This is a genomic window from Bombilactobacillus sp. ESL1197 (assembly GCF_058107145.1).
In genome coordinates this window covers 628,578-640,820 of sequence record NZ_JBYLTY010000001.1, presented here as the reverse complement: position 1 = coordinate 640,820, position 12,243 = coordinate 628,578, and the positions used below count along the sequence as shown (strand labels likewise).

Genomic DNA, 12,243 nt, shown 5'->3' with positions numbered 1-12,243 from the left:
TCTATCAAAAACTAATTGTCACTACATTCATTAAAATGGGCACCATCACCAAACTAAAAATCGTAGTCGCAGTAACCATCACAGCTGCATAATCGGAATCCGCACCGTACAACTTCGCTACTACCGGGGCATTCGTCATCACTGGCATCGCTGCTTGTAAAACAAAAACTTGTTTCATTAAAACTGGGACGGCTGCCGACTTAACTAAGATAAACATTAAGGCTGGTGCTAAGATAAACCGTCCTAAAAAAATGCCCAACATATCTTTACTTAAACGAATATTCTTTAAGCCCACTTGGGCTAATTTCATCCCAATAAAAAACATAGAGAGCGGAATAGTTAAATTACCAATATATTTAAAATCTGAATTCAAAAAAGTGGGCACTGAAATATGACATAAAACCAAAATCACGCCAATTAAAAAACCGAGTAATGGTGGCGAAAAAATCTTTTTGAGCATCTCTGACCATTTTAGTTTTTCATTATTCGAACCATCCAAGCGAATCAGATACACGCCTAACGTCCAAAAAAACGTCGTATTAGCCATGTAATAAATTAAAACATATGGCAGACTGGCTTTACCAAACAGCGCCATATTCACTGGTAAACCCACAAAGACCGTATTCGAATTGGAAAACATAGATTTAAACAAACCTCGATGTTTAGAATCAATCCGTAAAACAGACTGCATCACCCAGGAAATTATGAATAATAACATCATTGATAAAATTGGAAATTTTAAATCAGGAAAAATCCGAAAAAGTTCTCCTCTAGAAAACTTAGACGTGATAGTATTAATCATGTAACACGGTAAGGCTATCTGCGTTACTAATTTAGAAACAATCTGACTAAAATTTTCATCAAACCATTGTCTTACTGTCAACCAATAGCCAACTACAATCATTCCTAAAATGATTAACACACCACTAATACTATGCAATAACATAACTTCATCTCACTATCTTACTTAGCCTATCTATTCTATGTTAGCATGATCCCTTCAGATTTTCAGAAGAGATTGACACGGTGGGAATTAAAAAATAAAGGCGGCTTCCGTATGAAGATACAGCTTCACTGGGATTGGAAACAATTTTGGCACAAAAATCACTTATTTATCATCATTTTAGGCGGCTTTATCATTACTGTCGCTTTATTTTCTTATCTTTTATTTAATGTTGTTTGGATTAATGGCACCGTACATGGTCAATCCATGCAGCCCAACTTTTACGCTAACGACCGCGTTTTAGTTAAACCCAATGCTCAGATTCACCGCGGTGATATCGTCTTATTAGATCCCCCTGGATCCACTGAGAACAAACTTTTTGTCAAGCGGGTGATTGGCATTCCGCATGATCAAATCACTTCTAAAAACGATACCACTTACATCAATCACCAAGCTATTAACGAACCTTACCTCGATCCTTACAAAGCCAAATTAGCTCCGGGAAAGTTACTCACCAAAAATTTTAAATTAAAAAATCTGTTTGGTATTTCTCATGTTCCCGCAGATAATTATTTTGTAATGGGCGATAACCGCCGCAAGTCGGCTGATAGTCGTAGTTTTGGCCCCGTCAAAAAAGACCAAATTTTAGGGGTTGTCAAAGTTCGTTATTGGCCCTTAAATCGCATCAAATTCTATTAATCAGGCCGTTTTTGATGGACTATTTGCTCCTGTAAACCATGCTTAAATTCTGGTTGTAGTGTGACGTGTTCTATGCCGTACTCTTTGAGAATTTGAGCAATTTTTTGGTAGAGTTGTTCTAACTGGGAAGTCGGTTCATCCTCCTGAACATTAATATGTGCATCAAAAGCAATCAATTGTTCATCAATGCGCCAAACATGCACATGATGTACCCGCACCACCTCAGGCAAGGCTTGAATCTGTTGACAAACTGCTTGTAAATCGATTTGCGGACTAGCTTCCATCAAAATTGCGACCGTTTGTTTAACCACTTCCAGTGATTCTTTTAAAATCCAAACGGCAGTGATTAACGTAATCACGGGATCCGCCCAGTACCAATTAAACAGTTGCACCAGGATTGCGGCTAAGATGACGCCAAAAGATGACAAGGCATCCGCCGCCATATGTAAAAAAGTTGCTTTAATATTTAAATTATGTTGTGAACCCTGCATCATGATCAGAGCGGAAATCAGATTAGCTACAAAACCAATCACCGCTACAATTAACATCAGATGACCATTAACTTTTTGTGGATGAAAGAGCCGCTTTAGACCTTCCACTGCTAAAAAAATTGTAATTGCAATTAAAATAGCTGAATTGACAAAAGCGGCTAAGATTTCAGCGCGCTGATAACCAAAAGTCTGCCGTTCATCATTGGCCTTTTTACCAATTAAATGAGCAATAAATGACAAAACGACTGACAAAGTATCTTCCATATTATGAAAACCATCAGATACCAACCCTAAACTGCCCGCAACCAAACCGCCAACCAGCTCAGCTCCTGTAATTGTGGCATTTAAAAGCGTTACTAGCGAAAATTTCACAGTCGACATTTCTTTATGCTTTTCAGTCATTTAATATTACTCCTTTGAACTTTATTTTAAGTTAAATGACCAAAATGTTCAATCCGAATTCTAGAACTTATTCAAATGTACAAAAAAAGATTGACGCTAACTATTGCTTCAATCTTGACTACATAATTTTAATTGCTCAGTACCACTCTCGGTAAATTGCTTTAAACTTTTTACTTCAAAAATCAGAAATTTGGTCTGAAGAAGTTAGACTAGTTAGTACCCAATGACTAAATTCAGTCGTCAAAACTGTAATTAATGATTAACTTTCACATTAACCTTAATGGGTTGGTGGACGTCCAGATTGTCAGAATAATTCGTTTGTACCCAATTTTTCATTCGTTGAATAGCTTCCCGCCGTGATACATTATGACAAACTCTTTTAGCAACCACGCGCTCACCATTAACTGTATTAAACACACAAACTACTTCGTAATCACATACCTGACGATTGAAAACAAACATAATCATTCCTCCATCAGAACCCTCACTCTTTTAGCAACCAGAATGTTATATCATTTTTGGTTCAAAAATTCAAGGGGCTTGCTGTATTTTTCTGATTATTGGCGCCTAATTGAAAAAAATTTTTCCTTACCAAACGTTTATTTTTTAAGATTTAGTTGAGTTTTCATCAGAATAGTTTAATTTGAGGGCCAGATTGTATAAGATGTTGTAGAGGAGGCTGATGTATATGCCGAAACAAAGATCGAAACATCAATTTAAAACCAATCAAAACAACAATTTAACTAATAACAATCCCGTGCCACAACACCCCAGCGCTCCCAGAGCACCTGAGCCTGTGGCGCCTAATTTTTCTGAACAACCAAAAGCTCCTTTAAACACTAATCTCCCCCCCAAACCGGATTATCCGCGTAATCAAACACCAAATTATCAAATGCCGCCGACTAATCCCCAACCAAGTAATGATAGCAACAATCATGGCAAACATAATAAAGCTTGGTATAAACAACCAATTTTTTGGATTATTGCAGTGCTCATTATTGTAGTAGCTGCAATCTTACTAGTTTTCTTACTTTTACATCCGACTAAACAAGCACCGAAAACCACTGATCATCCTAAAAGTGAACAGACAACTTCTAAGCAACTACCGTTAAAGAAGCACCCGAAGACTACGAAAGTCACGCCCGCTTTAAAGAAAGATACTGCAGCCAAAGACGTTCAACATAGTGAAGCTAATGAACGCCAATGGAAAAATCCGGGTTCCTATGACAATATGAAATATGAGACTGATGATTTTACATTAGAGCTGAATAATTCGGCTGACGGCGTTAAATTGATTTCTGACGCTAATAATAAACCAGCTTTATATATTGAATACACAATTACTAATAATTCCAAACAAGACTTGAAACCAGCAGATATTGTTAGTCAAGATTTGCAATTAAAACAGGACAATCAAATTTTAAATGCTAATAACGATATTGGTGATAACCAAGATATGAAAGATCGTTTGAATACCGCTCAACAAGCAGTGGCTGCCGGTCAAAAAGCCCAAGCAGCAATGCTTTATTCCGTGAATAACACTAAGGATCAAATTTCCATGTTCTTTATGAACTTAAAAACTAAACAGCCTATTGCTACAACGCAGCCGTTTAAGTTATAACACAACAGCAATTTCAAATTGATCATACTGATAATTGATTTAATTTATAATGTGGCTCCCGAAGTTAGAACAACTTCGGGGGCCTTTTTGTGTCTAATTATCTAAGTAAAATAAGATTGATCTTTTCTCTTTATGGAAAGATGATAATATACTTCTTTTTTATTGGCATAATTCTACTTTAGGTGTTCTTTTAATGCTCACTGAAACTCAACTAATCAATGGCTATTAAAACTAGCAACTAGCTACCTAATATTTAATTGAACAAATAAAAAAACACTTTCGTAATCGAAAGTGTTAGTAGAAATATCTTAACGTTTGGAAAATTGTGAAGCCTTACGAGCCTTCTTCAAACCTGGCTTCTTACGTTCTTTCATTCGTGGATCACGAGTTAACATGCCTGCACGTTTCAAAGGTGCCCGAAAATCAGGATCTACTTCCAATAAAGCCCGCGCAATTCCATGACGGATTGCACCAGCTTGACCAGAAAAACCGCCTCCATGAACATTAACCAAGACATCATAACTATCAGCAGTTTCAGTGATATCCAACGGTTGTTTTAAATCTTTGATCAAACTTGCAGAAGGAATGTAATCTTCTGCAGCACGTTTATTAATTGTTACTTGACCCTTACCAGGGACCAAGCGTACACGAGCAACTGAGTCTTTACGACGTCCAGTTCCAGCATAAGATACTTGTGCCAAATTATTCTCCTCCTTAAATCAACTTATTAACATCTAAAACTTCAGGTTGTTGAGCTGCATGTTTATGTTCTGAACCTGCATAGACATAAAGCTTCTTAAATTGTTGACGACCAAGGGAATTCTTTGGCAACATGCCGCGAACTGAAGTTTCAATCAACCGTTCAGGCTTTTCAGCCAACATTTTACCTGCAGAAGTAGTCTTCAACCCACCAGGATGATTACTATGATGATAGTACATCTTCTTAGTAGCTTTCTTGCCGGTCAACTTCACTTTGTCGGCGTTAATAATAATTACATTATCACCAGTATCAACGTTCGGGGTAAATGTTGGTTTATTCTTGCCACGTAAAATTGTAGCGACAGCTGATGATAAACGACCTAAGACGACATCAGTTGCATCAATCAGATACCATTTACGTTCAACTTCGCTTGGTTTAGCTAATGGTGTTGTACGCATTTGTTTTCCTCCAATATCTGTGTTTGTTCACACACTCAATAAGTTTCCGGGGCTCATCGTGGGGTAAACAATACCATTTATCAGTATAATCGTTAATTTTATTGAAGTCAATGATAAGTCACTGTTGTTTTCAACACTCACGTTTTAACTTAATAGAACACTTGCTTTAAAAATAAACCACTCGCAGGCGCTGTTACCCGGGCTTGTTGTCGATCTTTGACTTCATATAATCGCATAAAATCATGCACATCACGCCGACCGTTGCCAATTTCCAAAAGTGTTGCGACCATAATGCGCACCATATTATACAAAAAACCATTACCGTGAAAAATAAATTTCAATTGTCGTGGATAGTCACTTAAATCGAGCTGAGCTTGATAAATTTCGCGTACTTTATTTTTAATAACGCCGCCACTGGCAGCAAAGCTAGTAAAATCATGAACACCAACAATATCTTGTAGCGCTATCTGTAAGCGTGAAACTTCCAGCGGATAAGGGTAATGACCCGTATATAATCGTAAAAAAGGATCCGTATAACGCCCCAAAGCCACCCGATATTCATATATTTTACTAACCGTATCAAAACGGGCATTAAAATTTTTCGGAACAATTTGGGAATTTGTAAAGAGAATATCTAGTGGCATGAGACTATTTAACGCCTTTAACATTTGCTCCGCTGGAATATTTCCCGGGTAATTAAAAGAAATAACTTGTCCTAAAGCGTGCACTCCTGCATCCGTACGTCCCGAACCAATTATTTCGACTAATTGGCCCTTCGTCATCTTAGCTAAAGCCTGTTCAATAGTGCCTTGAATTGTTGCTAATTGTGGCTGTTTTTGAAAGCCATGATATTTAGTGCCATCATACGCCACAGTCATTTTATAAGTCGTCATTTAATAACTCCGTAAAATTAAAAGTAAAATTGTCAGTAATCCAAATGTCATTAACATGATGGTATCTTTTTTTTGCCAGTGCAACTGACGATATTTACTTCTACCAGCACTACCTTGATAGCCCCGTGATTCCATCGCCACTGACAAGTCATAAGCAATATTAAAGCTACTAACAAATAACGGAATTAAAATCGGAACAATCGCTTTGATTTGTTTAATAATATTTCCTTCGCCAAAGTCCACGCCCCGCGCCCGCTGAGCATTCATAATCTTAGTAGTTTCATCAGATAACAAAGGAATAAATTGTAAAGCAATTGACAACATCAAAGCTACTTCGTCAACCGGAAAATGAACATATCGCAACGGTTTTAATAATGATTCAATCGCGTCAGACATTTGTAACGGAGTAGTGGTAATTGTTAATAAAGTTGAAATGAAAATAATTAAAATAAAGCGAAAAAAAATGTATGCTCCATTAGTCAAACTCAAACTTGATAATGATAAAAAGCCCCAGTGCCAAAAAGGATGCCCCCCAGGTGTCAAAAAGACTTGCAAAGCAACCGTAAATAAAATAAGAATTAACATGGGGCGAATACCACGCAAAAAGAAACTCAGCGAGATTTGCGACAAATAAACCGCTCCAATAACAAACGCCAACAAAGTGGCGTAGGTTAACCAATTATTAGCTAAAAAGACAATAATAACAAATAAAAAAGTGGCCATAAATTTAGCTCGCGGATCCAACTGATGAATGAATGAATTGCCAGGTAAATAACGCCCAATAATGATTTTACCCATCGTTCTCTCCTCTCAATTGTGGAACTAACTGTGCGACTAGCTCTGGCATCGTAATCGGCAATGATGCAAATTTAAAGCCCCTTTGTAGCAACTTTTGTGCAAATTGCGTACTTTCTGGTTGTAATAAATGATGCTGAGTTAAAAATTCTTGATCATTAAAAATCACTTGTGGACTAGCAGCACGAACCAATTGTGCATGGTCCATCACTAAAACTTGGTCACTGTATAATGCCACATCTTCCATTTGATGAGAAATCAACACAATCGTAGTACCAGTTTGATTCAATTGGGCAAATAACTGCATTAATTCCTGATGTCCTTGGGGATCTAAACCTGCTGTTGGTTCATCCAAAATCAATACTTGTGGCTGCGATGCTAAAACACCCGCAATGGCCACCCGCCGCATTTGCCCACCAGATAAATCAAAGGGTGACTTATCAGCTAAACTTTGTGGTAAGCCAACCAAATCTAACATTTTTAAAGCTAAGTTATTAGCTTCACTCGCATCTACACCAAAGTTTTTCGGACCAAAACTAATATCTTCTTGGATCGTTTCTGCAAATAACTGCTGTTCTGGAAATTGAAAAACCATCCCTACTTGCTGACGCAACGGCTTTAAATGCTTATTTTTTGTCTCTGCAGTAATTTTGTGCTGACCAATTGTTACCGTGCCACTGGTCGGCTTTAAGAGCGCATTCATATGCTGCACTAAAGTTGACTTTCCACTGCCAGTCTGACCAATAATCGAGGTAAAACTGCCATCAGCAATTTCAAAGCTGACGTCCTTTAAGCCAGTATACGCCAATGGTCCATCAGCTTGATAAGTATGTGTTACCTGTTCAAATGTAATTGCCATAATTTTTCAACCAATTCCTGCTTTGTTAAATATTGATTATCAATTGCAATTTTTTGTTCCTGTAATAATAATTGCAAGCTTTGCGTAAACGGTGGTTGCAAACCAAAATCGGTTAGTTGTCGCGGATTTTGAAAAATATCTTTCACAGCACCTGTTTTTAAAACATGCCCCGCTTTTAAAACCACTACCTGATCTGCTTGAACGATTTCTGTTAGATCATGGGTAATTGATAAAACCGTCATGCCTAATTCTTGTTGTAAAGCTTTAATTAATTGAATAATATCGCGACGACCTTGCGGATCCAACATACTCGTGGCCTCATCCATCACAATAATTTTAGGTTTTAATGCAATAATACCAGCAATTGCAACTCGTTGCTTTTGCCCACCAGACAGTAACTGTGGCGACTTTTGCGCATAATCTGTCATTTGTACACGCTCTAAAGCCCAAGCCACTCGTTGGACCATCTGTTCTCGGGGCATCCCCTGATTCTCTAGGCCAAAAGCGACATCATCTTCAACAGTAGCACCCACAAACTGATGATCTGGATTTTGAAAAATAATCCTCAACTGTTCCCGAATCGTCCAAAGTGTTTCATCGGATAATACTTGCCCAGCAACCTTAACTTGTCCTGATTGTGGTTGTAATAATCCATTTAAAATTCGGGCCAAGGTACTTTTACCACTACCATTACGACCAATAATAGCGACCCATTGCTTGGGTTTGACTTGTAAACTAACTTGATCCAATGCTGGTGTTTCTGCTTCTTCGTAAGTGTACGTGACATGGTCTAATTGAATAATATTTTCCATGCTGTCACCTCATCTCAATAGTGCTTTTAATCAATATCATACCATAGACTTTCTTAAATATAATCAAAACCACAAAAAAATCATTCCCGAAAAGTAGCGCTAAAGCATTAGAGCTAGACTTAGCTTTCACCAACATCATTACGCTCACTACTAATCGAAAGAATGATCATTTAAATAGCTATTTAAAAAAATCTATAAATTAAACTAATTCAATAATTGCCATGGGTGCTGCATCACCACGACGAGGGGCAGTCTTTAAAATACGAGTATAGCCGCCTTGACGATCTTGATAACGTGGAGCAATATCACTAAATAATTTTTGCAAAGTTGATTGAATAACTACTGCATCATCTTCTTCAGTAATACTTGCTACTTCGTTACGCAAATAACTAGCTGCCAAACGCCGAGAATGTAAATCGCCACGTTTAGCTAACGTAATCATCTTTTCAGCTGTTTTTCTAACTTCCTTAGCGCGTGCTTCAGTAGTAACAATATGTTCGTTAATAAACAAATCTGTTGTTAAATCACGTAACATTGCCTTACGTTTATCTGATGCTCGACCTAATTTACGATAACTCATCTGTTTACCTCCTTTTCATCTTAATCATCTAGACGCAGTGACAATCCTAAATTGGCCAACTTCTCTTTAACTTCTTCTAGAGACTTACGCCCTAAATTGCGCACTTTCATCATATCTGATTCAGATTTATCGGTTAATTCTTGGACAGTATTAATCCCCGCCCGCTTCAAACAATTGTATGAACGAACTGAAAGATCAAGTTCTTCGATGGTCATTTCAAGTTTCTTCTCTTTACGAGTTTCTTCCTTTTCAACCATCATCTCAGCGTCTTTAGCTTCATCGGTTAATTCAACAAAAACGCTCAAGTGCTCTGTCAAAACTTTAGCAGCTAAGCTAATTGATTCCCGCGGACCAATTGAACCATTAGTCCAAATATCCAAAGTTAACTTATCAAAGTCATTTCGCTTACCCACACGAGTATGCTCTACTTGATAATTAACCCGAGAAACAGGGGTAAAAATCGAATCCACAGGTAAAACGCCAATTGGTGTTTCATCAGTTTTATTTTGATCTGCCGGAATATAACCGCGACCAGTTTTAACAGACAATTGCATGTGCAACTGTCCACCTTCAGCTACGGTACAGATATATTGATCAGGATCCAAGATTTCTAAATCAGCATCCGTTTCAATGTCAGCAGCCGTAACTTGTTTGGGGCCTTCAACATTAATTTCAACTTTTTTCTCGTCGGAATGTAATTTTAAAGACAATTTTTTGATATTTAAAACAATCTCAGTTACATCTTCTAAGACACCATCAATTGTTGAAAATTCATGTAAAACTCCATCAATTTGAATGTCAGAAACTGCTGTTCCTGGTAAAGAAGCCAATAAAACTCGCCGTAAAGAATTACCTAATGTAGTCCCATAACCGCGTTCCAATGGCTCAATTACATATTTACCGTAATTATCTGTTTCATCAATTTTTGTGATAACAGGTTTTTCAAATTCAATCATTATTTATGTTTTGCCCCTTTCACAACACTGTTTAACAACAAAAGTTTAACACTAATGCTTGGGTCAAAACTAAACACGACGGCGTTTTGGTGGACGTGAACCGTTGTGAGGAACTGGTGTGACATCACGAATTGCAGTCACTTCTAGACCGGTAGTCTGTAATGAGCGAATCGCAGCTTCACGACCAGAACCAGGACCTTTAACAGCTACTTCAACTGATTTCATACCATGTTCCATGGATTCTTTAGCAGCAGCTTCACCAGCCATTTGCGCAGCAAATGGTGTTGATTTACGACTACCCTTAAATCCTAATGCACCTGCAGAAGACCAAGAAACAGCATTACCATGAGTATCGGTAATCATCACGATCGTATTATTAAATGTTGAATGGATATGTGCTACACCAGATTCAATATTTTTCTTTACACGACGCTTACGTGAAGTCTTTGCTTTCTTGTTTGCCATTAATCATTACCTCCTTTATTATTATTTTTTCTTGCCAGCAATAGCCATCTTTTTGCCCTTACGAGTCCGAGCATTATTTTTCGTGTTTTGACCACGAACGGGCAAACCACGACGATGACGCATACCACGATAAGAACCAATTTCTTGTAGACGTTTAATGTTCATGCTGACTTCACGACGTAAGTCACCTTCAACCTTAATGCCATCTACTTGCGCACGGATTTTTTCCTCTTGTTCAGGAGTCAAATCACGTGTTCTGATATCTTCAGAAACACCGGCAGCAGCCAACACCTTTTGAGCGGTTGTATTACCGATCCCATAGATGTAGGTTAATGCGACAACAATACGTTTATCACGTGGTAAGTCAATACCTGCAATACGTGCCATATGTTGTTAACCTCCTTTTTAACCTTGTCTTTGTTTATGCTTTGGGTCAGCAGAACAAATAATCATGACGCGACCCTTCCGCTTAATCACTTTACAATGCTCACACATTGGTTTCACTGATGGTCTAACTTTCATAAACTAAATCCTCCCATCTGAACTGACGGACAACTTTGACTCACACTATTTACCGGAAACGATAGGTAATACGCCCCTTAGTTAAATCATAAGGTGAAAGTTCAACCGTAACTTTATCACCAGGTAAAATCCGAATATAATGCATCCGAATTTTACCAGAAACATGAGCCAACACAGTAGCACCATTTTCCAACTTAACTTTGAACATTGCATTTGGCAAAGTATCGGAAATAGTTCCTTCAACTTCGATTACGTCATCTTTAGCCAAAAAAGTATCCTCCTCGTTTCTTTTAAACACAAAAATAGTGAGAGCTTGGCACTCACTAGACGATACACGCGCTTAGTGTACCATATAAATGAAGTGATTGCCACCAATTAATTAATCTGTTTTAAAACTTGATCAATTTCTGCAAAAACTTGATCAATTTCTTGCGCACCATTAACTTTATGCAAGATACCTGCATTTTGATAATAATCAATTAACGGTGTATTCATTTTAATATTAACATCCAAACGATTTTTAACCGTTTCAGGCTTATCATCATCACGCTGATAAAAATCATGACCACCACAACGGTCACAAGTTCCATCAACTTTCGGTGGATTATATAACTTATGATAAGTGGAACCACAATCCCGGCAGATAAAGCGTCCTGATAAACGATCAACCAACAAATCAGTTGGCACATCAATATCAATCACGGCATCCAGTTTTAAACTTAATTCATCATCAATCTGATCTAAAGCTTTCGCTTGATCCAAATTTCTTGGAAAACCGTCTAGCATATAACCAGCTTGAAAGACATCACTTTGAGCTAAACGTTCCTTAACAATTTCATTAGTAACACTATCAGGAACTAAATTTCCCTGATCAATATAAGACTTAGCTTTCAAACCCACTGGTGTTTCTTGAGCCATAGCCTCGCGAAACATATCACCAGTTGAAATATGAATGACATGATATTGATCAACAATTTTTTCAGCTTGTGTTCCTTTACCAGCCCCTGGTAAACCCATTAACATTAAATTCATCAAACTTCCTCCAAG

General features: G+C 37.6%; 18 protein-coding genes. 2 read left to right on the top strand and 16 right to left on the bottom strand.

Features of this window, described 5'->3' with window-relative positions:
• Positions 1–4 precede the first annotated feature (4 nt).
• The gene (locus tag AC3B6B_RS02770; protein WP_489757173.1) at positions 5–946 is read right to left on the bottom strand and encodes an AEC family transporter; all 942 of its coding nucleotides are present in this window, start codon (positions 944–946) and stop codon (positions 5–7) included.
• A 111-nt stretch (positions 947–1,057) separates the two neighbouring features.
• Here AC3B6B_RS02770 and lepB point away from each other — a divergent pair, with 111 nt between their 5' ends.
• Positions 1,058–1,642: a signal peptidase I gene (gene lepB / locus AC3B6B_RS02765; RefSeq protein ID WP_489757172.1), complete on the top strand. Its 585-nt coding sequence runs from the start codon at positions 1,058–1,060 to the stop codon at positions 1,640–1,642.
• Here lepB and AC3B6B_RS02760 read toward each other — a convergent pair.
• Together AC3B6B_RS02760 and AC3B6B_RS02755 are read right to left on the bottom strand one after the other, a co-directional pair.
• Positions 1,639–2,535 carry a cation diffusion facilitator family transporter gene (locus AC3B6B_RS02760; RefSeq protein WP_489757171.1) on the bottom strand — a complete coding sequence of 299 codons (897 nt, stop codon included), beginning with the start codon at positions 2,533–2,535 and terminating at the stop codon, positions 1,639–1,641. The two genes, lepB and AC3B6B_RS02760, sit on opposite strands and share 4 nt — an antisense overlap.
• Before the next feature lie 252 nt (positions 2,536–2,787).
• The gene (locus AC3B6B_RS02755) at positions 2,788–2,997 is read right to left on the bottom strand and encodes a hypothetical protein (protein ID WP_489757170.1); all 210 of its coding nucleotides are present in this window, start codon (positions 2,995–2,997) and stop codon (positions 2,788–2,790) included.
• 226 nt (positions 2,998–3,223) lie between these two features.
• On the opposite strand from AC3B6B_RS02755, the gene AC3B6B_RS02750 reads away from it, so the two are divergent.
• Entirely contained in the window at positions 3,224–4,156 is a 933-nt protein-coding gene (locus AC3B6B_RS02750; protein ID WP_489757169.1) for a DUF5067 domain-containing protein, read from the top strand.
• Positions 4,157–4,464: 308 nt separating this feature from the next.
• Here AC3B6B_RS02750 and rpsI read toward each other — a convergent pair whose 3' ends face one another.
• The 13 genes from rpsI to AC3B6B_RS02685 all read right to left on the bottom strand — a co-directional run bounded on the left by rpsI (position 4,465) and on the right by AC3B6B_RS02685 (position 12,228).
• On the bottom strand, positions 4,465–4,857 hold the full coding sequence (rpsI, locus tag AC3B6B_RS02745; RefSeq protein ID WP_489757168.1) for a 30S ribosomal protein S9: 393 nt from the start codon (positions 4,855–4,857) through the stop codon (positions 4,465–4,467).
• Between the two features lie 13 nt (positions 4,858–4,870).
• A complete protein-coding gene (gene rplM, locus AC3B6B_RS02740; protein ID WP_489757167.1) occupies positions 4,871–5,314 on the bottom strand; it encodes a 50S ribosomal protein L13 in 444 nt (147 codons plus the stop codon).
• 149 nt (positions 5,315–5,463) lie between these two features.
• Positions 5,464–6,207: a tRNA pseudouridine(38-40) synthase TruA gene (gene truA / locus AC3B6B_RS02735; protein ID WP_489757166.1), complete on the bottom strand. Its 744-nt coding sequence runs from the start codon at positions 6,205–6,207 to the stop codon at positions 5,464–5,466.
• A complete protein-coding gene (locus tag AC3B6B_RS02730; RefSeq protein ID WP_489757165.1) occupies positions 6,208–7,005 on the bottom strand; it encodes an energy-coupling factor transporter transmembrane component T family protein in 798 nt (265 codons plus the stop codon).
• Positions 6,998–7,861 (bottom strand): energy-coupling factor transporter ATPase, encoded by an 864-nt coding sequence (locus tag AC3B6B_RS02725; protein ID WP_489757164.1) that lies wholly within the window; start codon positions 7,859–7,861, stop codon positions 6,998–7,000. The genes AC3B6B_RS02730 and AC3B6B_RS02725 overlap by 8 nt, the downstream gene beginning before the upstream one ends.
• Positions 7,837–8,673 carry an energy-coupling factor ABC transporter ATP-binding protein gene (locus tag AC3B6B_RS02720; protein WP_489757163.1) on the bottom strand — a complete coding sequence of 279 codons (837 nt, stop codon included), beginning with the start codon at positions 8,671–8,673 and terminating at the stop codon, positions 7,837–7,839. Before AC3B6B_RS02720 ends, AC3B6B_RS02725 begins: the two co-directional genes overlap by 25 nt.
• A gap of 199 nt (positions 8,674–8,872) precedes the next feature.
• Positions 8,873–9,253 carry a 50S ribosomal protein L17 gene (gene rplQ, locus AC3B6B_RS02715; RefSeq protein ID WP_489757162.1) on the bottom strand — a complete coding sequence of 127 codons (381 nt, stop codon included), beginning with the start codon at positions 9,251–9,253 and terminating at the stop codon, positions 8,873–8,875.
• Between the two features lie 20 nt (positions 9,254–9,273).
• Positions 9,274–10,209 carry a DNA-directed RNA polymerase subunit alpha gene (locus AC3B6B_RS02710; protein WP_489757161.1) on the bottom strand — a complete coding sequence of 312 codons (936 nt, stop codon included), beginning with the start codon at positions 10,207–10,209 and terminating at the stop codon, positions 9,274–9,276.
• A gap of 69 nt (positions 10,210–10,278) precedes the next feature.
• Positions 10,279–10,674: a 30S ribosomal protein S11 gene (gene rpsK / locus AC3B6B_RS02705; RefSeq protein ID WP_489755290.1), complete on the bottom strand. Its 396-nt coding sequence runs from the start codon at positions 10,672–10,674 to the stop codon at positions 10,279–10,281.
• Positions 10,675–10,695: 21 nt separating this feature from the next.
• Positions 10,696–11,061 carry a 30S ribosomal protein S13 gene (rpsM, locus tag AC3B6B_RS02700; protein WP_489757160.1) on the bottom strand — a complete coding sequence of 122 codons (366 nt, stop codon included), beginning with the start codon at positions 11,059–11,061 and terminating at the stop codon, positions 10,696–10,698.
• 18 nt (positions 11,062–11,079) lie between these two features.
• Positions 11,080–11,196, bottom strand: coding sequence for a 50S ribosomal protein L36 (gene rpmJ, locus AC3B6B_RS02695; protein ID WP_045922249.1), 117 nt, complete (start codon positions 11,194–11,196; stop codon positions 11,080–11,082).
• Between the two features lie 49 nt (positions 11,197–11,245).
• Positions 11,246–11,464 (bottom strand): translation initiation factor IF-1, encoded by a 219-nt coding sequence (gene infA / locus AC3B6B_RS02690; RefSeq protein WP_489757159.1) that lies wholly within the window; start codon positions 11,462–11,464, stop codon positions 11,246–11,248.
• Between the two features lie 107 nt (positions 11,465–11,571).
• Positions 11,572–12,228 (bottom strand): adenylate kinase, encoded by a 657-nt coding sequence (locus AC3B6B_RS02685; protein ID WP_489757158.1) that lies wholly within the window; start codon positions 12,226–12,228, stop codon positions 11,572–11,574.
• Between the last annotated feature and the right edge of the window lie 15 nt (positions 12,229–12,243).

Coding starts and splice junctions, on each gene's coding strand:
- AC3B6B_RS02770 (WP_489757173.1), bottom strand. CDS start 946: ATGTTATTGCATAGTATTAGTGGTGTGTTAATCATTTTAGGAATGATT.
- lepB (WP_489757172.1), top strand. CDS start 1,058: ATGAAGATACAGCTTCACTGGGATTGGAAACAATTTTGGCACAAAAAT.
- AC3B6B_RS02760 (WP_489757171.1), bottom strand. CDS start 2,535: ATGACTGAAAAGCATAAAGAAATGTCGACTGTGAAATTTTCGCTAGTA.
- AC3B6B_RS02755 (WP_489757170.1), bottom strand. CDS start 2,997: ATGTTTGTTTTCAATCGTCAGGTATGTGATTACGAAGTAGTTTGTGTG.
- AC3B6B_RS02750 (WP_489757169.1), top strand. CDS start 3,224: ATGCCGAAACAAAGATCGAAACATCAATTTAAAACCAATCAAAACAAC.
- rplM (WP_489757167.1), bottom strand. CDS start 5,314: ATGCGTACAACACCATTAGCTAAACCAAGCGAAGTTGAACGTAAATGG.
- truA (WP_489757166.1), bottom strand. CDS start 6,207: ATGACGACTTATAAAATGACTGTGGCGTATGATGGCACTAAATATCAT.
- AC3B6B_RS02730 (WP_489757165.1), bottom strand. CDS start 7,005: ATGGGTAAAATCATTATTGGGCGTTATTTACCTGGCAATTCATTCATT.
- AC3B6B_RS02725 (WP_489757164.1), bottom strand. CDS start 7,861: ATGGCAATTACATTTGAACAGGTAACACATACTTATCAAGCTGATGGA.
- AC3B6B_RS02720 (WP_489757163.1), bottom strand. CDS start 8,673: ATGGAAAATATTATTCAATTAGACCATGTCACGTACACTTACGAAGAA.
- rplQ (WP_489757162.1), bottom strand. CDS start 9,253: ATGAGTTATCGTAAATTAGGTCGAGCATCAGATAAACGTAAGGCAATG.
- AC3B6B_RS02710 (WP_489757161.1), bottom strand. CDS start 10,209: ATGATTGAATTTGAAAAACCTGTTATCACAAAAATTGATGAAACAGAT.
- rpsK (WP_489755290.1), bottom strand. CDS start 10,674: ATGGCAAACAAGAAAGCAAAGACTTCACGTAAGCGTCGTGTAAAGAAA.
- rpsM (WP_489757160.1), bottom strand. CDS start 11,061: ATGGCACGTATTGCAGGTATTGACTTACCACGTGATAAACGTATTGTT.
- rpmJ (WP_045922249.1), bottom strand. CDS start 11,196: ATGAAAGTTAGACCATCAGTGAAACCAATGTGTGAGCATTGTAAAGTG.
- AC3B6B_RS02685 (WP_489757158.1), bottom strand. CDS start 12,228: ATGAATTTAATGTTAATGGGTTTACCAGGGGCTGGTAAAGGAACACAA.